The organism is Agromyces solani (assembly GCF_058349925.1).
The window spans coordinates 568,257-590,343 of the sequence record NZ_JBYRER010000002.1 but is presented as its reverse complement, the minus strand read 5'-3'; the positions used below and the strand labels follow the sequence as shown (position 1 = coordinate 590,343).

Below are 22,087 nucleotides of genomic sequence, written 5' to 3'. Positions count from 1 at the left end.
GGTGCGGGTGTTGCAGGGTGCGTGGGCGTCAGCGGAGCGCGAGCGCGGTGAGCGCCTGCTTCGCCGCCGTGATGCCCGAGTTGCGGGAGGAGTGGATCGTGCTCGTCACCATGCCGGCCCAGAAGATCGTGTCGGCGATCGGGCCGTTGAGGCCCGTGCGACGCGAGAACGGGCCGGGGTAGGCGCCGCGCGCGAACTCGTCCTTCGACCAGTCGTACGTCGAAGCATCGACCGACTGGAGCCCCTGGTCGCCGACCGCGGTGCGGACGTTGTCGAGGGCCGCAGCGAGCCGCTCGGCCTCCGGCAGGTCGAGCAGGTCCTGGGCGACGCCGCCGGTCGCCCAGGCGACCACGACCTCGCCCGCGTAGCCGGGCGTGCCGATGGAGGCGTTCCAGAGGCTCGGCGGACGCTTCGAGAAGGTCGTCATCACATCCCACTCGCGCGGCACCGCATGCCCCGGCGGCAGCACTGGCGCGGCGAACTCGAGGATGCCCTTGAAGACGGGCAGGTACTCGATCTCCTGGAAGCCGGCGCGACGCTCGGCGGGCAGCGGCGGGTCGAAGGTCACGTCCCCGCGCTTCAGCACGCCGCCCGGCAGGGCGACGACGAGCGTCTTCGCCCTGAAGCTCCCCCGGCTCGTGTGCACGTCGACACGTCCCGCGCGATGCTCGACGGTGTGGACGCGCGTGTCGAGCCGGATCGGGAGCCCGGCCGCGAGCGGGCGGAGCACCTGGTCGTAACCGCCGATGACGCGGTGGTCGTCGTACGGCTCCTCGAACGGCGTCGAGCCCGGGACATCCTGCTCGGCGATCGCCCACGCGACCGTGTCGACGACCCAGTCGGCCGGGAGGACGTCGAACTGCTCGGAGTCGACCTCGATCGCTGCGAGCAGGATCGGGTAGTTCTCGGGCGGGATGCCCGCCCGTGTCAGCCAGGCGAGCGCGGTCTCGCCGGGCTCGGGGTCGGGAAGCGGGCCGGCGGGCACGCCGAGCGGGAACTTCAGCGACTCGTACCTCGTGCCGTCGAGCCACGGGGTGCCCGGCGCGAGCCGGCCCCGGATCGACTGCTGCCGGCGCGTCGCGATGCCCTCGGCGGCGATGAGGTCCCAGGTCGAGGCGCGGCTGCCGTGCACGAGCTCGGCGCCCCGCTCGACCGGGATCGACATGCTCGTGCGGTCGGTCCACATACGTCCGCCGATCCGGTCGCGGGCCTCGAGCACGAGCACGGTCCGGCCGGCGTCGGCGAGCGTGCGGGCCGCGCCGAGTCCGGATGCCCCGGCGCCGAGCACGATCGCATCCCACATGCGTCGGTCGCCGCCGAGCACGGCGGCCGGCGGACGGGCGCCCGCGGTGAGGGCCAGCGTGGCCGCACCCGCCGCACCTGCGGCGCCGAGCACGAGCACGGCACGTCGCGTCACCCCTCCCCTGCCGGTCGTCGTCGTGCTGCTCGGTCGCGTCCCTGACATGTCCGCCTCCTGGAACCTCGTCGTACCGGTGGGTCGGTCGCGGCGTGCATCATCGCGCCGACGCTGGATGCTCGGAGACTATCGATGTGTGAACAACGGTGTCAACGGTGTTGACATGATGAGCGCGAAGTCGGACGGCCGGCACCGGCCGCCGGGGAGACCGGGCGTCAGGCGCCCTGGGCGGTGGGCAGCTCCACCTCGCTGACCTGCTCGCCCACGAGGCGCGAACGGCGACGGCCGTAGAGCAGGTAGATGACGACGCCGAGCGCGAGCCAGACCAGGAACCGCACCCACGTGAGCGTCGTGAGGTTGAGCATGAGCCACACGCAGAGCGCCGCCGACAGGATCGGCAGCACGGGCGACCAGGGCACCTTGAAGCCGCGCGGGAGATCGGGGCGGGTGCGGCGCAGCACGACGATCCCGATCGACACGAGCACGAACGCCGAGAGCGTGCCGATGTTGATCATCTCCTCGAGCAGCCCCACGTCGGTGAACGCGGCGACGAGGGCGACGACGGTGCCGCCGATGATCTGGATGCGCGCGGGCGTCTTCGTGTGCTCGGTCGTCTTCGAGAGCCAGCGCGGCAGCAGCCCGTCGCGGCTCATCGCGAAGACGATGCGGGAGAGGCCGAGGAGCAGCACCATGATGACCGTCGTGAGCCCCGCGAGCGCGCCGAGCGAGATGACCGCTGAGGCCCAGTCCTGCCCCACGAGGCGGAACGCCGTCGCGAGCGACGGGGTCTCCTCCTGGGCGAGCTCCGTGTACGGCACCATGCCCGTCATCACGATCGAGACGAGCACGTAGAGCAGCGTGACGATGCCGAGGCCGAGGAAGGTGCCGCGCGGCAGTCGCTTCTGGGGCTCGCGCACCTCCTCCGCGCTCGTGGCGACGACGTCGAAGCCGATGAACGCGAAGAACACGAGGGATGCCGCGGCGAGCATGCCGAAGATGCCGTACTGCGCGGGCGCGGCACCGGTCGCCCACGCGAAGAGCGACTGCGTCCAGACGTCCTCGGCGCCGCCCTCCGTGGGCACCGCCTCGGGGATGAACGGGGTGAAGTTCGCCGCCTGCACGAAGAAGAAGCCGACGACGATGACGAACAGCACGATCGCGACCTTGATGAGCGTGAAGACGGCGCCGACCCGTGCGGTGAGCTTCGTGCCGGCGACGAGCAGCACCGTGAAGACCGCGACGATGAGGAACGCGGGCCAGCTCACCTCGACGCCGCCGATCGAGAACGTCGCCGGGAACGGGAGCCCGAACGCGAGCAGCGCCTCGGAGAGGTAGACGCCCCAGTATTTCGCGAGCACGGCCGCGGCGGTGAACATCTCGAGGATGAGGTCCCAGCCGATGATCCAGGCGAGGAGCTCGCCCATCGTCGCGTACGTGAACGTGTACGCGCTGCCGGCGACCGGCACCGTCGAGGCGAACTCGGCGTAGCACATGATCGCAAGGCCGCACGTGATCGCGGCGAGCACGAACGAGAGGATGACGCTCGGCCCGGCGAAGTTCGCCGCCGCCTGCGCGCCGACCGAGAAGATGCCGGCGCCGACGGCGACCGCGATGCCCATGAGGGCGAGGTCCCACGTGCCGAGCGAGCGTTTCAGGCTGCGCGTCTCGTCGACCGAATCGGCGATCGACGCCTCGACCGACTTCACCCGTAGATTCATCGCTCCCCCAAGCCGTCGTCGCGCCGCGGGCGCGGCGCTGCGTGTCACCCAGCGTACGCCCGGGCCCGCCGCGGCGGAGGTGCGGGCGCGCGCGCCGGGTCTCAGCGCACGACGTGCATGGCGCGCGCCGCGTCGGTCAGCGAGCCCGACAGCGACGGGTACACCGGGAACGCCTCGGCGAACTGGTCGACCGTGAGGCGGTGCTCGACGGCGAGCGCGAGCGGGAAGATGAGCTCGGACGCCTTCGGCGCGACGATGACGCCGCCGATGATCGAGCCCGAGCCGCTCGAGGCGAACAGCTTCACGAAGCCCTCGCGGATGCCCATCATCTTCGCGCGCGGGTTCGACGAGAGCGGCAGCTTGTAGACGACGCCGGGCACGACGCCCTCCTCGATCTCCTTCTCGGTCCAGCCGACGGTCGCGATCTCGGGCTGCGTGAAGATGTTGGAGGTGATGTTGCGGTTCTCGGGCGGGTTCACGACGTCGCCCATCGCGTGGAACACCGCCGTGCGCCCTTGCATCGAGGCGACCGAGGCGAGCGGCATGAACGTCGTGCAGTCGCCGGCGGCGTAGATGTTCGGCATCGACGTGCGCGCGACGCGGTTGACCCGGATGTGGCCCGACTCGGCGAGCTGCACGCCCGCCTGCTCGAGCCCGAGGTCGCGCGTGTTCGGCACCGAGCCGACCGCCATGAGGCAGTGCGAGCCGTGCACCTGGCGGCCGTCGGAGAGCGTGGCGACGACGCCGTCGCCCTCGCGCACGACCGACTCGGCGCGCGACTTGTTGAGCACCTTCATGCCGTTGCGCTTGAACACCTTCTCGATGACGGTCGCGGCGTCCTGGTCTTCGCCCGGGAGCACCTGGTCGCGGCTCGAGATGAGCGTGACCTTCGCGCCGAGGGCGCGGTACGCCGAGGCGAACTCGGCACCCGTCACGCCCGAGCCGACGACGATGAGGTGCTCGGGCACCTGCTCGAGCTGGTAGAGCTGGGTCCAGGTGAGGATGCGCTCGCCGTCGGGTACCGCGGTCGGCAGCACGCGCGGCGTCGCGCCCACGGAGAGCACGAGCGTGTCGGCCTCGATGCGGTCGAAGTCGGTGCCGCCCTTCGCGGTCGCGACGATCACCGCGTTGGGTCCGTCGAGCCGGCCTTCGCCCTGCACGAGGTGCACGCCCGCCTCGAGGAGGTTCGAGCGCATGTCCTCCGACTGCTGCGCCGCGAGGCCGAGGAGGCGCTTGTTCACGGCGGCCAGGTTGATCGCGACCTGCGGCTTGACGGCCTTCTCGGCCTCGCCCTTGGCGTAGAACTGCACGCCGAGGTCGGCGGCCTCCTTCACGGCGTTGGATGCCTCCGCCGTGGCGATGAGCGACTTCGACGGGACGACGTCGGTGAGCACGGCCGACCCGCCGACGCCCGCACGTTCGATGAGGGTGACCTCGGCCCCGAGCTGCGCCGCGGCGAGGGCGGCTTCGTACCCGCCGGGCCCCCCTCCGAGGACGGCGATCCGTTGCGTGCGCTCGAACTCGTAGGCCATGCTCACATTCTGTCAGTTCCCCGAGCCCGGCCAGCACATGAGCAGGGCCGTGCCCGAAGCATCCCCCGCGCTCTAGAGTGGTGGGATGCACGATGCCAACCCGCTCGACGCGCCCTCAGCAGACCCGTTCGAAATCGCCCGCGAGGCCGCGGCGCAGATCGCCGCCCTGACCGGCGTCGAGCGGCACGACGTCGCCCTCACGCTCGGTTCGGGCTGGGGCAAGGCCGCCGAGCTCATCGGCGAGACGACCCACACGATCGCCGCGACCGACGTGCCGGGCTTCTCGAAGCCCGCCGTCGAGGGGCACGTGGGCACGCTGCGCTCGGTGCTGCTGCCGACCGGCAAGCGCGCACTCGTGATCGGCGCCCGCACCCACTACTACGAGCGCCACGGCGTGCGACGGGTCGTGCACTCGGTCCGCACGGCCGCCGCGACCGGTGCGACGACGATGATCCTCACGAACGGCGCGGGCGGCATCAAGGAGACGTGGAAGCCCGGCACTCCCGTGCTCATCAGCGACCACATCAACCTCACGGCCGACTCCCCGCTCGAGGGCGCGACCTTCGTCGACCTCACCGACCTGTACTCGCAGCGGCTGCGCGACCTCGCGCACTCGATCGACCCGACCCTCGACGAGGGCGTCTACTGCCAGTTCACGGGGCCGCACTACGAGACCCCGGCCGAGGTGCAGATGGCGAAGACGATCGGCGGCCACATCGTCGGCATGTCGACCGCACTCGAGGCGATCGCCGCCCGCCAGGCCGGCATGGAGGTGCTCGGCATGTCGCTCATCACGAACCTCGCCGCCGGCATCCAGAAGACCCCGCTCAGCCACCAGGAGGTCATCGAGGCCGGCCAGGCCGCCGAGCCCGTGATCAGCGCCCTGCTCGCGAAGATCGTCGCCTCGCTGTAACGCAGCGCAGCGGCAGGAAGGACGACGACGGATGTCGCTCGAACTCGATTCCCGCGACGCCGAGCGCGTCGCCCTCGCCGAGGCGTGGATCGCACAGGACCCCGACCCCGAGACGCGCGCCGAGCTCGCCGCGATCGTCGAGGCCGTGCGGAGCGGCGACGCCGGCGCCGCGACCGACCTCGCCGACCGCTTCGACTCCCGGCTCGCCTTCGGCACGGCGGGCCTGCGCGGCGCGATCGCCGCCGGGCCCAACCGCATGAACCGAGTGCTCGTGTCGCAGGCCGCGGCCGGCCTCGCCGCGTACCTCATCGAGCGCGCCGAGCCCGGCACGACCCCGTCGGTCGTGATCGGCTACGACGGGCGCAAGAACTCGGACGTGTTCGCCCGCGACTCCGCCGAGATCTTCGCGGGCGCGGGCGTGCGCGCCGTGCTGCTCCCGCGCCTCCTGCCGACACCCGTGCTCGCGTTCGCGGTGCGCCACCTCGACACGTCGGCGGGCGTCATGGTGACCGCCTCGCACAACCCGCCGAACGACAACGGCTACAAGGTCTACCTCGGCGGCGCGAACCACGGCTCCCAGATCGTCGCACCGGCCGACGCCGAGATCGCGGCGCACATCCTCCGCGTCGCGTCCTCGACGACGGTGGGCGACCTGCCGCGCGGCGGGTTCGAGACGGCGCCCGAGTCGGTCGTCGACGAGTACGTGCGGCAGACGGCCGCGAGCGCCGCACCCGGCAGGCCCGCCGCGCAGCCTCGCGTCGTCTACACCGCCATGCACGGCGTCGGCTGGGAGACGGCGGCGCGCGTGCTCGAGACCGCCGGCTTCGACGCCCCGACGCTCGTCGAGGCGCAGATCGCCCCCGACGCGGCGTTCCCGACGGTCTCGTTCCCGAACCCCGAGGAGCCGGGCGCGATGGACCTCTCGTTCGAGCGCGCACGCGCGGTCGACGCCGAGCTCGTCGTCGCGAACGACCCCGACGCCGACCGGCTCGCGATCGCGATCCCCGACGCCTCCGCGCCCGACGGCGCCGGCTATCGACGGCTCACCGGCAACGAGGTCGGACTCACGCTCGGCTGGCTCGCCGCGCGTCGTGCGGCCGAGTCCGCGACCGGCGAGGGCGGACCGATCGGCTCGCTCGCCTGCTCGATCGTCTCCTCCCCCGGGCTCGAGGCGGTCGCCCGCGCCTACGGCCTCGACTTCGAGGCGACGCTCACGGGCTTCAAGTGGATCTCGCGCGCGCCCGGCCTCGTGTTCGGCTTCGAGGAGGCGCTCGGCTACCTCGTGAACCCCGGCGTCGTCCGCGACAAGGACGGCATCTCGGCCGCCGCCGCGTTCCTCTCGCTCGCGGCCGAGCTCAAGGCCGCCGGCCGGACCGTCGCCGACCACCTCGACGAGTTCGTCGAGAAGTTCGGCTGCCACGCCTCCGGCCAGGTGTCGATCCGGGTCACCGACCTCTCGCGCATCGGCGCGGTCATGGCACGCCTGCGCGCCGAACCGCCGGCCTCGGTCGGCGGCATCCGGGTGGAGCGCATCGAAGACCTCGCCGACGGGTTCGGCGAGCTTCCCCCGTCGGACGTGCTGCGCATCGTGCTCGAGGGCGGCTCACGGGTCATGGTCCGTCCGAGCGGCACCGAGCCGAAGCTCAAGGTCTACCTCGACGCCGTCGCCGATCAGGGCACCGTCGCCGAGCGCCGCGCCGCCGCGACGGCGACGATCGCCGCGCTCGAGGCCGGCATGCGCGAACTCGTGGCCTGAGCTCGGGACGCGCGGCGCACGAACCTCGGCGTTCGTGCGCTTCGATGATCTTCGCCGAGCGTGCACTCGTCGCCCGAAGGCGGGCGAGGAGTGCACCCTCGGTGCGTCTCGCACCGAGCACGCCGCCCCCCTCTGCGTCGAGAGTGCAGTCGTCGCCCGGCGCACGGGCGACGACTGCACTCTCGACGAGGGATGGCGCTGCGTACACCAGGTGCCGCCACGCCGCGCGTGCGGCAACCGCCGGCGGGCGGGGACGACGTGCGCGGCGGGGATGCCTCAGCCGAGCGACCGCTCGAGCAGGCGGGTGATCTCGTCGACGTCGAAGTAGTTCACGACCTCGACGACCTCGGTGAAGCTGCGCCCGATCGCCGTGCGCACGGCGTCGGCCAGCTCGGTCGAGGTCAGGATGACCTGCGCGTCGGCCGCCGCCACCGCGACGCCGGCGAGGTCGCTCGCATCGACGTCGGCCGACAGTTCGAGCCGCTCGAGCGCGCGCTCGGCGTTCACCTTGAGGATCGCCGAGGTGCCGATGCCCGCGCCGCAGACCGCGACGATCTTCATGCCGCAGCCTCGAGCCCGAGCAGCCCCCGCACTTCGGCGGCGTCGACGGCGCGCGCGATGCGGCCGACCGCACCGGGGTCGTTGAACACGTTCGCGAGGGTCGCGACGGAGGCGACGTGCTCCTCGGCGTTCGACACCGCCAGCCCGACGACGACGCGGACGGGGTCGTTGTGCGGGTGACCGAACGGCACCGGCTCGGCGAGCGTGACGACCGCGATGCCCTCCCGCCGGACGTCGGGCCCCGGACGCGCATGCGCGAGCGCGAGCCCGGGGGCGATCACCACGTAGGCGCCGAACTCCTCGATGACGGCGACCATGCGGTCGGCGTACTCGGTGCGCGTCGAGCCCGAGCGGGTCAGGGCGCGACCGGCCTCGCGGACGGCGGCACGCCAGTCGGGGGCGTGCGCTCCGATGACGACGGCGTCGTCGGGCAGCGGGGGGAGGTTCATCTGGGTCCGTTCGGGGCGGCGTGAGGAGCGGCGGAGGCTCGAGGCATCCGCCCGCAGGGCTCGTCGTCAGGCTTCGTCGAAGCCGTCCTGGATGAGCTCGGCGAGTTCGTCGCGGTCGTCGAGGGGCAGGAAGGCCGCGGCAGCGGCGTTGAGCTGGAACGTCTCGAGGTCGTCGAGGTCGTAGCCGAACGCGTCGCTGAGCAGTGCGAGCTCGCGCGTGAGGCTCGTGCCCGACTGCAGTCGGTTGTCGGTGTTGACCGTGACCCGGAAGCCGAGCTGGTAGAGCAGGTCGAACGGGTGGTCGATGAGCTCGTCGCCCCACGCCGCGATCGCGCCGGTCTGGAGGTTCGACGACGGGCTCGTCTCGAGGGCGATCTCGCGGTCGCGCACCCACTGGGCGACCGGGCCGAGCGACACGTAGGTGTTCTCGTCGTCCTGGCGCTCGATGACGAGGTCCTCCGCGAGGCGCACGCCGTGCCCGAGGCGCAGCGCACGGCCGTCGAGCAGCGCGCCGCGGATGGACTCGAGCCCGTCGGCCTCTCCGGCGTGCACCGTGACGGGCATGAACTGGCTCGCGAGGTAGTCGAACGCCGTGCGATGCCGGCTCGGCGGGAACCCTGCCTCGGCACCGGCGATGTCGAATCCGACGACGCCGCGATCGCGGTGGCGCACCGCGAGCTCGGCGATCTCGAGGCCGCGGTCGGCGTGGCGCATCGCGGTGATGAGCTGGCCGGTGCGGATGGCTCGGCCCTGGTGCCGCACGTCGTCGGCACCCTGCTCGAGGCCGGCCTGCACCGCCTCGACCGCGTCGTCGAGCGTGAGCCCGCGGGTGAGGTGCTGCTCGGGGGCCCAGCGGATCTCGCCGTACACGACGCCGTCGGCCGCGAGGTCTTGCACGAACTCCCGCGCCACGCGCGTGAGGCCCGCACGCGTCTGCATGACGGCCGTGGTGAGGTCGAACGTCTTCAGGTACTCGACGAGCGAACCCGAGTTCGACTGGTCGGTGAACCACGTCGCGAGCGAGTCGGCGTCGGGCGCCGGCACCTCGAGGCCGAGTTCGTCGGCGAGCTCGATGAGCGTCTGCGGGCGCAGGCCGCCGTCGAGGTGGTCGTGCAGGGAGACCTTCGGCAGCGCCTGGAGGTTCGTGCCGTCGCCTTCGAGGCGGTACTCGGTCGGAATCGTGTTCACGAGACAACGATAGCGGCGAGGTCGCCGCGAAGTCTCGGCAATCTCGAAGCTCGCCGGCCCGTTGCGCCCGAGGCGTTCGCTCCCCGCGCGCCCGCGCGCATCAGCGTCCGATGCGATCGGCGATGAGCGGGCCGCCGTCTTCGACGGGGTCGCCCTCGTCGCCGATGCGCCAGGCGCCCTCGACGGCGGCGAGCGCACGCTCGAAGCGCGCCGGCTCGTCGGCGTGGAGGGTGAACAGCGGCTGCCCCGCGCGCACGGCGTCTCCGGGCTTCGCGTGCAGGTCGATGCCCGCCGCGTGGTGCACCGGGTCCTCCTTGCGCGCACGGCCCGCGCCGAGTCGCCATGCGGCGATGCCGAACGGCAGGGCCTCCTGGGCGACGAGCACGCCGTCGCGGTCGGCGGTGACGACGTGCTGCTCCTTCGAGACGGGCAGCGCCGCATCGGGATCGCCGCCCTGCGCCTCGATCGAGCGGCGCCAGGTGTCCATCGCGCGACCGTCGTCGAGCGCGGCCTCGACGTCCTCGCCGTCGCGGCCGGCGAGCGCGAGCATCTCGCGGGCGAGCTCGATCGTCAGCTCGCGCACGTCGGCTGGGCCCCCGCCGGCGAGCACCTCGACGGACTCGCGCACCTCGTTCGCGTTGCCGATCGTGAGGCCGAGCGGCACGTTCATGTTCGTGATGAGTGCGCTCGTCGCGACCCCGGCGTCCTCGCCGAGCTCGACCATGGTCCGGGCCAGCTCGCGCGAGCGCTCGATGTCCTGCAGGAAGGCGCCCGAGCCGAACTTCACGTCGAGCACGAGCGCGCCCGTGCCCTCGGCGATCTTCTTGGACATGATGGACGACGCGATGAGCGGGATCGCCTCGACCGTGCCGGTGATGTCGCGGAGGGCGTAGAGCTTCTTGTCGGCGGGCGCGAGCCCGGCACCGGCCGCGCAGATGACGCCGCCGACGTCGCGCAGCTGCGCGAACATCTCGTCGTTGGTGAGCTCGGCCCGCCAGCCCGGGATCGACTCGAGCTTGTCGAGCGTGCCGCCCGTGTGCCCGAGGCCGCGGCCGGAGAGCTGGGGCACCGCGACGCCGAAGGTCGCGACGAGCGGCATGAGCGGGAGGGTGATCTTGTCGCCGACGCCGCCCGTGGAGTGCTTGTCGCTGGTCGGCTTGCCGAGCCCCGAGAAGTCCATGCGCTCGCCCGAGGCGATCATCGCCATGGTCATGTCGCGGATCTCGCGCCGGCCCATGCCGTTGAGGAAGATCGCCATGGTCATCGCCGACATCTGCTCGTCGGCGACGTATCCGCGCGTGTAGGCGTCGACGAGCCACGAGATCTCGTCGGTCGTCAGCTCGCGGCGGTCGCGCTTGGCACGGATGAGATCGACCGCGTCGAACGGTTCGATGGCGGCGTCGGTCATTTCGCTCCTCGGAATTCTGCGAGCTGGCGCGGTCCGAACGCGTCGGGCAGCACCTCGTCGATGGTCTTGAAGCCGGAGACGGTGTCGAGCACCATGCCCTCGGCCGAGTGCTCGTAGAGCAGTTGGCGGCAGCGGCCGCACGGCATGAGCGTCGAGCCGTGCCCGTCGACGCACGTGAAGGCGACGAGCTTGCCGCCGCCCGACATCACGAGCGCCGACACGAGGGAGCACTCGGCGCAGAGCGTCACCCCGTACGAGGCGTTCTCGACGTTGCAGCCGCTGACGATGCGGCCGTCGTCGACGACCGCGGCGGCGCCGACGGGGAACTCGGAGTACGGGACGTACGCCTTGGCCATGGCCTCCCGCGCGCGCTCGCGCAGGTCGGCCCAATCGATCGCGTCGGTGGCGGTCATGCTGCTCCCCCGTTCGAGATGGGTGACGGATGCCTCGGGGCCGGCGTCGGCCCCGAGGCATCCGGTCAGGACTTGATGTAGGGCTTGCCCGCCGCGGCCGGCCCGCGGACCTTGCCGACGAGCCCGGCGACCGCGATGATCGTGACCACGTACGGCAGCATGAGCATGAACTCGCTCGGCACGGGCGAGCCGATCACCGAGAGCGTGTTCTGCAGGTTCGACGCGAAGCCGAACAGGAGCGCCGCGAGGGTCGCGCGGATCGGGTCCCAGCCGCCGAAGATCACGGCGGCGAGGGCGATGAAGCCCATGCCCGCGGTCATCTCCTTGTTGAAGGCGATGCCCGAGCCGAGCGTGAAGAAGATGCCGCCGAAGCCGGCGATCGCGCCGGCGAAGGCGACGTTCCAGAACCGCGTGCGGTTGACGTTGATGCCGACCGTGTCGGCGGCCTGCGGGTGCTCGCCGACCGCGCGGAGGCGCAGGCCCCAGCGGGTGTGGAACAGTCCGACGTAGACCGCCGCGACGGCGATGTACATGATGTACACCACGAGCGTCTGGCGGAAGAAGACCGGGCCGATGACGGGGATGTCGCTGAGCAGCGGGATCGGCAGCCTCGGGAACCTCGGCGGCGAGTTCAGCACCGCGGCGTTGTTCGAGAGGACCTGCGAGAAGAAGAAGCTCGTGAGGCCCGTGACGAGCACGTTCAGCACGACGCCGACGATGACCTGGTCGACGAAGTACTTGATCGAGAACGCCGCGAGGACCATGCCGACGAGCATGCCCGCGATCATCGCGCCGACCACGCCCGAGAGCAGGCCGATCCAGACGACGCCGGTCGACGACGTCACGACCGACGCGGTCACCGCCGAGGTGAAGGCGCCGGCGAGCAGCTGGCCCTCGATCGCGATGTTGATGATGCCGACTCGCTCGCCGAGCACGCCGGTGAGCGCACCGAAGATGAGCGGCACCGAGAGGCTCAGCGCTCCGTACAGCAGGCCGATCATCGGCAGTGTCGCGCCGGCGCCGGCCCACGTCAGGAAGCCGAACAGGAACAGCACGGCGTACACGACGGTGAGCCAGAGCGGCACCCGGCGCTTCGACGCGACCAGCCAGACCGACACCGCCGTGATGACCGCAAGGAGGACGATGACCGTCCACAGCGCGGGCATGGCGGGCACCGAGATGTCGGCGACCTTGATCGCGTCGTCGTCGGACGCGACGAGACGGTAGTTGGTGTCGCCCTCGCGCGGAGCGAACACCGCGAGCGCCAGGGCGACGAGCACGAAGACGGCGTACGCGATCGGCGCCTTCCAGCTGACGACGACGGTCGTGTCGAGGGCGTCGGGCTGCGGTGAGACCTTGTGGTGCTCGGTGACGGTGCTCACTTCGCCTCCACCTCCTTCGTGACGATCGGGCGGGGACGTTTCGGCCCGCGGGCGGGGTCGGGCAGGCGGAAGATCGTGCGAACGAGCGGCGGCGCCGCGATGAAGAGGACGATGAGCGACTGCACCACGAGCACGATGTCGACCGGCACGCCCTCGGCGGCCTGCATGGAGTACCCGCCGGCCTTGAACGCGCCGAACAGGATGCCCGCGAGGAAGATGCCCCACGGCGAGGAGCGACCGAGCAGGGCCACGGTGATCGCGTCGAAGCCGACGCCCGCGTCGATGCCGGCGGTGAAACCCGTCGTGACGGTGCCGAGCACCTGGCTGACGCCGGCGAGACCGAGGAGCGCACCCGAGATGAGCATCGCGTAGACGTACATCGACGGGACGTTGATACCGGCGACCCGCGCGGCGTTCGGGTTCTCGCCGACGGCCCGGAAACGGAAGCCGAGGCTCGAGCGGCTGAGGATCCACCACACGAGCACGGTCGCGAGGACGGCGAGGATGAAGCCGAAGTGCAGCTGGTACTTCGGGCCGAGCAGGTCGAAGAAGATCGCCGTCTCCTTCATGGGCGGCGTCTTCGGGTTCGACGAGCCGGGCGCCTGCAGCAGGCCGGGGGTGCGCAGCATCCACGACACCAGGTAGAACGCGACGAAGTTGAGCATGATCGTGACGATCACCTCGTGCGCACCCGTGCGGGCCTTCAGGAGGCCCGCGATACCGCCCCACAGCGCGCCGCCGAGGAGGCCGGCGATGAGGGCCACCACCATGTGGATGCCCCACGGCAGGTCGAATCCGAAGGCGACCCAGCCGGCGACCGACGCGGCGATGAGCATCTGGCCGCGGCCGCCGATGTTGAACATGCCGACGCGGAACGCGAGGCCGACGCCGAGGCCGCCCGCGATGAGCGGGGTGGCGAACGTGAGCGTGTCGGTCAGCGGCTTGATGCCGTCGAGGAACGTGTCGCGCCGGAAGTTGTAGATCGAACCCTGGAAGAGCGCTGCGTACGCGCCGGAGACCGAGTCCCACACTGCGATCAGCGTGTCACCGGGCCGGGCGAAGAAGTAGACGCTCGCCTGCTGCACGTCTTCGTCGGTGAAGGCGATCATGATCGCGCCGACGATGAGCGCGAGCACGACCGAGAGCACCGAGATGAGGGCGTTGCCCGTGACGATCTGCTGCCACATGGTGTGCCAGCGCGAGGGCTCGGGCGCCTCGGCGGGGACCGTCGTGGTGTCCCTGGGGACGGCGCTGGTCTGAGGCTGGGGCTCGGTCATGCTGCCGCTCCTTCTGCAGGCTGCTCGCCGGCCATCATCAGGCCGAGCACGTCGCGCGGGGTGTCGCCGGGCACGATGCCGACGACCTTGCCGCGGTACATCACCATGATCCGGTCGGCGAGGGCGGCGACCTCGTCGAGCTCGGTCGACACGACGACGACGGGAACGCCGCGGTCACGGGTCTCGACGATGCGCTTGTGGATGAACTCGATCGAACCGACGTCGACGCCGCGGGTCGGCTGGGCCGCGACGAGCAGGCTGAGCTCCCGGCTGAGCTCGCGGGCGAGCACGACCTTCTGAGCGTTGCCGCCGGAGAGCTGGCGCACCTTCTCGTCGATGCCCTGGGTGCGGACGTCGAACTCCTTCACCTTGTCGCGGGCGAACTCGGCGAGCACGCCGCGCTGGATGTTGCCCGCTCGCACGAACGGCGCGCCGTCGGAGCGATCGAGCATCAGGTTCTCGGCGATCGTGAACTCGCCGACGAGACCGTCTTCGTTGCGGTCCTCCGGGACGAAGCCGACACCGGAGTCGAGGATCTTGCGCACGCTCTCGCTCGTGAGCTCGACGCCGTCGAGCCTGATCGACCCGCGCACGCGCGGCTGCAGGCCGACGAGCGCCTCGGTGAGCTCGGTCTGGCCGTTGCCCTGGACGCCGGCGACCGCGAGGATCTCGCCCTGGCGGACCTCGAAGCTCACGTCGTTGACGACGAGCTGGCCGATGTGGTCGATGACCGTGAGGCCCTGCACGACGAGGGCGGCTTCGCCGAGCTTGGGCTCGTCCTTCTGGACGGTGAGCTCGACGGCACGCCCCACCATGAGGGAGGCGAGCTCGGTGTTCGAGGCCGTCGGGGACGCCTCGCCGACGACCTTGCCGAGGCGGACGACCGTGATGCGGTCGGCGACCTCGCGCACCTCGCGGAGCTTGTGCGTGATGAAGACGATCGAGGTGCCGGAGGCCTTGAGCTGCCGCATGATCTCCATGAGCTCGTCGGTCTCCTGCGGCGTGAGCACCGCGGTCGGCTCGTCGAACACGAGCACCCGCGCGTCGCGCGAGAGCGCCTTGATGATCTCGACGCGCTGCTGCACGCCGACCGGCAGGTCGTCGACGAGGGCGTCGGGGTCGACGTCGAACCCGAAGCGCTCGCTGATCTCGCGGACCCGTCGCCGGGCCGCGTCGAGATCGAGGAATCCGCCGCCCTTGGTGGCCTCGTTGCCGAGCATGACGTTCTCGGCGACCGTGAACACGGGGATGAGCATGAAGTGCTGGTGCACCATGCCGATGCCGGCGGCCATCGCGTCGCCGGGACCGGAGAAGTGCTGCACCTCGTCGTTGAGGAGGATCTCTCCGTCGTCGGCCTGGTAGAGGCCGTAGAGCACGTTCATCAGCGTCGACTTGCCCGCACCGTTCTCGCCGAGCAGGCAGTGGATCTCTCCGGCCTCCACGGTGAGGTCGATATGGTCGTTCGCGACCAGGCTGCCGAACCGCTTCGTGATACCGCGAAGTTCGAGCTTCATGTCCCCGATCCTAGTGAGCGCGCAGCATCTGTAGCAGAGGCTGCGCGGATGTCGGCGGCCCGATATGCGGGCCGCTCAGATGTTGCGGTCGGCGCGAAGGCGCGCAACCGGGTGGAACGCAGATCGGGGAGGCCGGCGAACCGACCTCCCCGATCAGGCGGATCAGACTACTCCTGCGCGGAGAGGTACGACTCGACCGGGACGTCGCCCGAGATGATGGCGGCCTGCAGCTCGTCGAGCTCGCCCTGGAGCTCGGGCGAGACCTTCGACTCGAAGTCGTGGAACTCCGCGATGCCGACGCCCTCGTTCTCGAGCGTGCCGACGTAGGCCGTCGGGTCGAACTCGCCCTTGCCCGCGGCGAGCACCGAGTCGTAGGTCGCGACGTCGATGCCCTTGAGGATCGAGGTGAGGATCAGGTCGGCGACCGAGGGGTCGGTCTGCGTGAGGTCGGCGTCGACGCCGATCATCGCGATGTCACGACCCGAGTCGCGCACTGCCGCGGCACCCGACTGGTAGATCGGGCCGCCGACGGGCAGGAGCACGTCGATGTTCTGGTCGATGAGCGCCTGCGCGGTCTGGCGGGCCTGGTCGTTGGCCTCGAAGCCACCGGTGAACGAGCCGTCCTGCTTGGCGCGGTCCCAGCCGACGACCTTGACGTCGGTGCCCTTCTCGCCGTTGTAGTAGTCGACGCCCTGGGCGAAGCCGTCCATGAAGATCGACACGGTCGGGAAGTTCATGCCGCCGTAGGTGCCGACGACGCCGGTCTCCGAGAAGTCGGCGCCGGCGTAGCCCGCGAGGAACGCGGCCTGGGCGGTGTCGAAGAGGATCGGCTTGATGTTCTCGGCGTCGACGGTGCCGTCGAAGTCGTTGTCGGCCGCGTCGTCGATGATGATGTACTCGATGTCGGGGTTCGCGAGCGCCGACTCGACCGTGGCGGCCGAGAGCGCGAAGCCGACGGTCACGATGACCGAGCAGCCCTGGTCGACGAGGCTCGAGAGGTTCGGGGCGTACTCCGTCTCGTCCTTCGACTCGACCGTGATCGGCTCGACGCCGAGCTCGTCGGCGGCCTTGGTGATGCCCTCGAAGCCGAGCTGGTTGAAGGACTTGTCGTCGAAGCCGCCCGCGTCGGAGACCATGCAGGGCTGGAAGCCTTCGATCGCCTCTGCCGTCGGGGTGGCCGCCTCTTCAGGCGCCGATGCGCAGCCCGCGAGCAGCAGTGCGCTGCTGCCGAGCAGCGCGAGACCGCCGAGCGCGGCCTTCTTGGTCGTGACCTTCACTGTGTCCTCCAAAGACGCAAGACCCCGACCTTCGCGGGGGCTGATCGATGTCACGTTACCCAATGTTTCGCCGAGCGCGATGCCCCTCGGGGCGCGCCATCGTCAATGGTTATGAATACGCGACATTCTGCTCATATGAGCACGCGATCTGCCCCGCGAACGGGGGTGAAGCGGTACCGGGCCGCCTCGCCCGCGCCTACGGCGCGCTCGGCGAGTCGACCACGAGGTCGCCGGCGACGATCGCCGCGCGCAGCTCGTCGATCTCCGCGTCGAGCTCCTCGGAGACGAGCGGGGCGAGATCGTGGTACGGCGCGATCTCGACGCCGCCGTTCTCGAGCGTGCCGATGTACGGGTCGTTCGTGAACTCGTCGCCGACGACGTCGCCGACGATCTCGACCATCGCGTCCTGCGTGTTCTTGAGCACGCTCGTGAGGAGGACGGGGCGGAACTCGGGGTTCAGGGTCTCGTAGCCGTCGCTGTCGACCCAGATGACGGAGACCCCGTCGTGCTCGAGCGCGGCGGCGGTCGCCCCCTCCCCGACCTGGCCCGCGACCGGGAGGATCACGTCGGCCCCCTGGTCGATGAAGCCCTGCGTGAGCGTCTTGCCCTTGTTGACGTCCTCGAAGTCGCCCGTGAACGCGCCGTCCTGCTTCGCCTTGTCCCAGCCAAGCGCGCGCACGTTCGTGCCGTGCTCCTCGTTGTACTTCGCGACGCCGTCGACGAAGCCGTCCATGAAGAGGGTGACGGGCGGCTGGTTGCCGCCGCCGAAGGTCGCGACCACCCCGGTCTTCGAGACGCCCGCCGCGAGGTAGCCGGCGAGGAACGAGGCCTGCGCCGTGTCGAACACGACCGGCTTGATGTTGTCGCCCTCGACGGTCTCGTCGACGATGGCGAAGTCGAGGTCGGGGTTCTTCGCCGCCTGGTCGGTCGTGGCCTCGGCGAGCTCCCACCCGACGGTGACGATGAGCTCGCAGCCCGAGTCGACCGCCTGGGCGACGTTCGGGGCGAGGTCGGTCTCGCCGGTGGAGACGATCGCCTCCGCCTCGATGCCGTACTCGTCCTCGGCCGCCTGGAGGCCCTCCCAGCTCGACTGGTTGAACGAGCGGTCCTCGAGGCCTCCGGAGTTCGTCACCATCCGGGCGCAGACGTCGCTCGCCGCGTCGGTCGGGCCGGTCTCGGGCGCGGTCGCGCACGAGACGAGGGCGAGGGATGCCACGGCGAACGCGGCGGCGATGAGATTGCGCGATGTCCGAGGCATCCGGCTACCTGTCTCTCGATGGTGGTGGGTTCAGAGCACGTCGCTCGAGCCGCCGAGCCGCAGGGCGTCGACGACCGCCTTCACGCGCTGGGCGTGCTCGCTCGTGGTGACCAGCAGTGCGTCGGGCGTGTCGACGACGACGATATCGCGAACGCCGATGAGGCTGATGACGCGCTTCGAGCGGCTCACGACGATGCCGCTCGACGCATCCGCGAGCACGCGTGCGTGCTCGCCGAGGATCGCCAGCTCGCCCGAGCGTCCCGCGGTGTTGAGCTTCGCGAGCGAGGCGAAGTCGCCGACGTCGTCCCACTGGAAGTGGCCCCGGATGACGGCGAGCCGGCCGGCCGCGGCGGCGGGCTCGGCGACCGAGTAGTCGATCGCGATCTTCTCGAGCTTCGGCCAGATGCGGTCGACCGCCGGGCCGCGGGTCGCGGGATCGTCCCATGCCTCGGCGAGCTCGACGAGCCCGGCGTGGAGCTCGGGCTTGTTGCGCTCGATCTCGGCGAGCAGCTGGTCGGCCCTGGCGATGAACATGCCCGCGTTCCAGAGGTGCTTGCCGCCCGCGAGATAGCGCTTGGCGGTCGCGAGGTCGGGCTTCTCCACGAAGCTCGACACGACCTCGGCGTGCTCGGTGCCGGGGATGTCGAGGGGGCTGCCGCACTCGATGTAGCCGAAGCCGACCGCCGGCTCGGTGGGCGTGATGCCGATCGTGGCGATGTAGCCGGCCTTCGCCGCGGTGACGGCCTCGGTGACCGCGGCTTGGAAGAGGGCGTCGCCCGAGATGACGTGGTCGGCGGCGAAGGAGCCGATCACCACGCCCGGCTCGCGGCGCTCGAGGATCGCGGCGGCCAGCCCGATCGCGGCGGTCGAGTCGCGAGGCTCGGACTCGAGCACGATGTTGGCGTCGGCGAGGTCGGGCAGTTGCTCCTCGACGGCCCCGCGGTGGGCGCGGCCCGTGACGATCATGATGCGCTGGTCGCCCGACAGCGGCGCCAGCCGGTCCCAGGTGTCCTTGAGGAGGGTCTGCCCCGAACCGGTGAGGTCGTGCAGGAACTTCGGCGCGTCGGCGCGGGACAGCGGCCAGAGCCGGGAGCCCACTCCCCCGGCGGGGATGATGGTGTAGAAGCCCTCGAGCGGTTCGTTCGGCATCCGAACAGGATAGCGGCGAGGCATCCGCGACCGCTGTTCGCCGCCGTGGCGAGCGGCTAAGGGTGCCCTCACCTGCGTGGCGAGCGAGCCGGGTCTAGACTCGGAGCGGGCCGTCGTGCCCCTGCGCCCGCCTGTCAAGGGCGCGTTTCACACAGCCAGGGAGGGTTGTTCATGCCAGAGACCTCGGCAGGAACCCTGACCGCACCCGAGAAGCCGGCGAAGCAGAAGCCGGGAGGCACGCTCTATCGCGGCCACGAGGGTATGTGGTCATGGGTGCTGCACCGCATCACGGGTGTCGCCATCTTCTTCTTCCTCCTCGTGCACATCCTCGACACGGCGCTCGTGCGGGTGAGCCCCGAGGCCTACAACACGGTCATCGGCGCCTACCAGACGCCGATCATGGGACTCGGCGAGGTCGCCCTCGTCGGGGCGATCGTGTTCCACGCCTACAACGGCCTGCGGATCATCCTCGTGGACTTCTGGACCTGGGCGACGCGCCACCAGAAGGTGCTGTTCTGGGTCGTCATCGCCCTCTGGGTCGTCACGATGCTGGCGTTCACGCCGCGTCACCTGATGAACGTGTTCGGGCACTGAGGGGTTCACTGACATGACTGCGACCATCGAAGCTCCCCGCACCCCGGCGCGACCCGCCCGCAAGGGCGGCGCGAACCTGGAGAAGTGGGGCTGGATCTACATGCGCGCCTCCGGCGTGCTGCTGCTCGTGCTCATCTTCGGGCACCTCTTCACGAACCTCATGCTGGGCGACGGCATCCACGCCATCGACTTCGGCTTCGTCGGCGGCAAGTGGGCCGACCCGTTCTGGCAGTGGTGGGACGTGCTGATGCTCTGGCTCGCGCTCATCCACGGCGCGAACGGCATGCGCACCCTCGTGAACGACTACACGAACCCCGGCACGGTGCAGAAGCTCCTGAAGGGCGCCCTCTTCGCGGCCGCCGCGGTGCTCATCGTGCTCGGCACGCTCGTGGTCTTCACCTTCGACCCGTGTCCCGCCGGCGCCCCGGCGGACCTCCTCCCCAGTTTCTGCGCCGCGCTCTAGGAGACACGTGACCAGCGAAACCCACGCCGAGACCAAGATCGTCGACGGCGTCCACTACCACCAGTACGACATCGTGATCGTCGGCGCCGGCGGCGCCGGCATGCGGGCGGCCATCGAGGCCGGCCCCGGGGCGAAGACCGCCGTCATCTCGAAGCTCTACCCCACCCGCTCGCACACGGGCGCGGCGCAGGGCGGCATGGCCGCGGCGCTCGCGAACGTCGAGGAGGACTCGTGGGAGTGGCACACCTTCGACACTGTCAAGGGCGGCGACTACCTCGTCGACCAGGACGCGGCCGAGATCCTCGCGAAAGAGGCGATCGACGCGGTCATCGACCTCGAGAACATGGGCCTGCCGTTCAACCGCACGCCCGAGGGCAAGATCGACCAGCGCCGCTTCGGCGGTCACACCCGCGACCACGGCAAGGCGCCGGTGCGCCGCGCCTGCTACGCGGCCGACCGCACGGGCCACATGATCCTGCAGACGCTGTTCCAGAACTGCGTGAAGCTCGGCATCGAGTTCTACAACGAGTACTACGCCCTCGACGTCGTCATGACCGAGGTCGACGGGACCCCGCAGCCGAGCGGCGTCGTCGCCTACGAGCTCGCGACCGGCGAACTGCACGTGTTCCAGGCGAAGGCGATCATCTTCGCCACGGGCGGCTTCGGCAAGATCTTCAAGACGACCTCGAACGCGCACACCCTCACGGGCGACGGCGTCGGCATCATCTGGCGCAAGGGCCTGCCGCTCGAGGACATGGAGTTCTTCCAGTTCCACCCGACCGGCCTCGCCGGTCTCGGCATCCTCCTCACCGAGGGCGCCCGAGGCGAGGGCGCGATCCTCCGCAACGCGAGCGGCGAGCGCTTCATGGAGCGCTACGCCCCCACCATCAAGGACCTGGCGCCCCGCGACATCGTCGCGCGATGCATGGTGCAGGAGGTGGCCGAGGGCCGCGGCGCCGGCCCCCACAAGGACTACGTGCTGCTCGACTGCACGCACCTGGGCGCCGAGGTGCTCGAGACGAAGCTGCCCGACATCACCGAGTTCGCCCGCACCTACCTCGGTGTCGACCCGGTGTACGAGCCGGTGCCCGTCATGCCCACCGCGCACTACGCGATGGGCGGCATCCCGACCAACAACAACGCCGAGGTGCTGCGCGACAACACGACCGTCGTGCCGGGCCTCTACGCCGCCGGCGAGTGCGCCTGCGTTTCGGTGCACGGTTCGAACCGCCTCGGCACGAACTCGCTGCTCGACATCAACGTCTTCGGCAAGCGCGCCGGCCGCAACGCGGTCGAGTACGTGAACTCGGGCGTCGACTTCCTGCCGCTGCCCGCCGACCCCGCCGCGGGCGTCCGCGACCTGCTCGTGGGCCTGCGCGACTCGACCGGCACCGAGCGGATCGCCGCGATCCGCAAGGAGCTGCAGGACGAGATGGACCGCAACGCCCAGGTGTTCCGCACCGACGAGTCGCTCGCCCACGCGGCCGGCGTCATCGCGGGCCTGCGCGAGCGCTACAAGAACGTGGCCGTGCAGGACAAGGGCAAGCGGTTCAACACCGACCTGCTCGAGGCCGTCGAGCTCGGGTTCCTGCTCGACCTCGCCGAGGTCGTCGTGACGAGCGCCCGCAACCGCCAGGAGAGCCGCGGCGGTCACATGCGCGACGACTTCCCCGACCGCGACGACGAGAAGTTCATGCAGCACACGATGGCGTACCTGTCGGGCGACGCGCACTCGTCCGACGCGAGCGACCACATCCGGCTCGACTGGAAGCCGGTCGTCGTCACGCGCTACCAGCCGATGGAGAGGAAGTACTGATC

The 22,087-nt window shown here is 70.6% G+C and carries 19 protein-coding genes; 5 read left to right on the top strand and 14 right to left on the bottom strand.

What is annotated here, in order from left to right; genetic code table 11:
* Window positions 1-28 precede the first annotated feature (28 nt).
* From AC3RJ7_RS10445 to AC3RJ7_RS10435, 3 genes are all read right to left on the bottom strand, one after another.
* Window positions 29-1,465 (bottom strand): flavin monoamine oxidase family protein, encoded by a 1,437-nt coding sequence (locus tag AC3RJ7_RS10445; protein ID WP_491455769.1) that lies wholly within the window; start codon window positions 1,463-1,465, stop codon window positions 29-31.
* Between the two features lie 167 nt (window positions 1,466-1,632).
* Window positions 1,633-3,135 carry an amino acid permease gene (locus AC3RJ7_RS10440; RefSeq protein ID WP_491455768.1) on the bottom strand — a complete coding sequence of 501 codons (1,503 nt, stop codon included), beginning with the start codon at window positions 3,133-3,135 and terminating at the stop codon, window positions 1,633-1,635.
* Between the two features lie 101 nt (window positions 3,136-3,236).
* Complete coding sequence (locus AC3RJ7_RS10435) at window positions 3,237-4,667, bottom strand: NAD(P)H-quinone dehydrogenase (RefSeq protein WP_491455767.1); 1,431 nt, start codon at window positions 4,665-4,667, stop codon at window positions 3,237-3,239.
* 85 nt (window positions 4,668-4,752) lie between these two features.
* Here AC3RJ7_RS10435 and AC3RJ7_RS10430 point away from each other — a divergent pair, with 85 nt between their 5' ends.
* Together AC3RJ7_RS10430 and AC3RJ7_RS10425 are read left to right on the top strand one after the other, a co-directional pair.
* A complete protein-coding gene (locus AC3RJ7_RS10430) occupies window positions 4,753-5,580 on the top strand; it encodes a purine-nucleoside phosphorylase (RefSeq protein WP_491455766.1) in 828 nt (275 codons plus the stop codon).
* Window positions 5,581-5,611: 31 nt separating this feature from the next.
* Window positions 5,612-7,336: a phospho-sugar mutase gene (locus AC3RJ7_RS10425; protein ID WP_491455765.1), complete on the top strand. Its 1,725-nt coding sequence runs from the start codon at window positions 5,612-5,614 to the stop codon at window positions 7,334-7,336.
* Window positions 7,337-7,612: 276 nt separating this feature from the next.
* Here AC3RJ7_RS10425 and AC3RJ7_RS10420 read toward each other — a convergent pair whose 3' ends face one another.
* The 11 genes from AC3RJ7_RS10420 to AC3RJ7_RS10370 form a co-directional block, all read right to left on the bottom strand.
* On the bottom strand, window positions 7,613-7,897 hold the full coding sequence (locus AC3RJ7_RS10420) for a PTS sugar transporter subunit IIB (RefSeq protein ID WP_491455764.1): 285 nt from the start codon (window positions 7,895-7,897) through the stop codon (window positions 7,613-7,615).
* Entirely contained in the window at window positions 7,894-8,346 is a 453-nt protein-coding gene (locus AC3RJ7_RS10415; RefSeq protein WP_491455763.1) for a PTS sugar transporter subunit IIA, read from the bottom strand. Before AC3RJ7_RS10415 ends, AC3RJ7_RS10420 begins: the two co-directional genes overlap by 4 nt.
* Window positions 8,347-8,412: 66 nt before the next feature.
* On the bottom strand, window positions 8,413-9,525 hold the full coding sequence (locus tag AC3RJ7_RS10410; RefSeq protein ID WP_491456159.1) for an adenosine deaminase: 1,113 nt from the start codon (window positions 9,523-9,525) through the stop codon (window positions 8,413-8,415).
* 109 nt (window positions 9,526-9,634) lie between these two features.
* Entirely contained in the window at window positions 9,635-10,942 is a 1,308-nt protein-coding gene (locus AC3RJ7_RS10405; RefSeq protein WP_491455762.1) for a thymidine phosphorylase, read from the bottom strand.
* Window positions 10,939-11,355, bottom strand: a complete 417-nt coding sequence (locus tag AC3RJ7_RS10400; RefSeq protein WP_491455761.1) for a cytidine deaminase — start codon at window positions 11,353-11,355, stop codon at window positions 10,939-10,941. The genes AC3RJ7_RS10405 and AC3RJ7_RS10400 overlap by 4 nt, the downstream gene beginning before the upstream one ends.
* A 65-nt stretch (window positions 11,356-11,420) precedes the next feature.
* A complete protein-coding gene (locus AC3RJ7_RS10395; RefSeq protein WP_491455760.1) occupies window positions 11,421-12,737 on the bottom strand; it encodes an ABC transporter permease in 1,317 nt (438 codons plus the stop codon).
* Window positions 12,734-14,014, bottom strand: a complete 1,281-nt coding sequence (locus tag AC3RJ7_RS10390) for an ABC transporter permease (RefSeq protein WP_491455759.1) — start codon at window positions 14,012-14,014, stop codon at window positions 12,734-12,736. The genes AC3RJ7_RS10395 and AC3RJ7_RS10390 overlap by 4 nt, the downstream gene beginning before the upstream one ends.
* Complete coding sequence (locus AC3RJ7_RS10385) at window positions 14,011-15,528, bottom strand: ABC transporter ATP-binding protein (protein WP_491455758.1); 1,518 nt, start codon at window positions 15,526-15,528, stop codon at window positions 14,011-14,013. The genes AC3RJ7_RS10390 and AC3RJ7_RS10385 overlap by 4 nt, the downstream gene beginning before the upstream one ends.
* Before the next feature lie 167 nt (window positions 15,529-15,695).
* Window positions 15,696-16,805 carry a BMP family lipoprotein gene (locus AC3RJ7_RS10380; RefSeq protein ID WP_491455757.1) on the bottom strand — a complete coding sequence of 370 codons (1,110 nt, stop codon included), beginning with the start codon at window positions 16,803-16,805 and terminating at the stop codon, window positions 15,696-15,698.
* A 196-nt stretch (window positions 16,806-17,001) separates the two neighbouring features.
* Window positions 17,002-18,063 (bottom strand): BMP family lipoprotein, encoded by a 1,062-nt coding sequence (locus tag AC3RJ7_RS10375; protein ID WP_491455756.1) that lies wholly within the window; start codon window positions 18,061-18,063, stop codon window positions 17,002-17,004.
* Between the two features lie 30 nt (window positions 18,064-18,093).
* A complete protein-coding gene (locus AC3RJ7_RS10370; RefSeq protein WP_491455755.1) occupies window positions 18,094-19,212 on the bottom strand; it encodes a mannose-1-phosphate guanylyltransferase in 1,119 nt (372 codons plus the stop codon).
* Window positions 19,213-19,383: 171 nt separating this feature from the next.
* On the opposite strand from AC3RJ7_RS10370, the gene sdhC reads away from it, so the two are divergent.
* Genes sdhC through sdhA form a run of 3 tightly spaced genes read left to right on the top strand, consistent with a single transcriptional unit; the run spans window position 19,384 to window position 22,085 of the window.
* Window positions 19,384-19,806 (top strand): succinate dehydrogenase, cytochrome b556 subunit, encoded by a 423-nt coding sequence (sdhC, locus tag AC3RJ7_RS10365; protein WP_491455754.1) that lies wholly within the window; start codon window positions 19,384-19,386, stop codon window positions 19,804-19,806.
* Window positions 19,807-19,819: 13 nt separating this feature from the next.
* The gene (locus AC3RJ7_RS10360; RefSeq protein ID WP_231431638.1) at window positions 19,820-20,269 is read left to right on the top strand and encodes a succinate dehydrogenase hydrophobic membrane anchor subunit; all 450 of its coding nucleotides are present in this window, start codon (window positions 19,820-19,822) and stop codon (window positions 20,267-20,269) included.
* 7 nt (window positions 20,270-20,276) lie between these two features.
* Complete coding sequence (gene sdhA, locus AC3RJ7_RS10355) at window positions 20,277-22,085, top strand: succinate dehydrogenase flavoprotein subunit (RefSeq protein ID WP_491455753.1); 1,809 nt, start codon at window positions 20,277-20,279, stop codon at window positions 22,083-22,085.
* Window positions 22,086-22,087 lie beyond the last annotated feature (2 nt).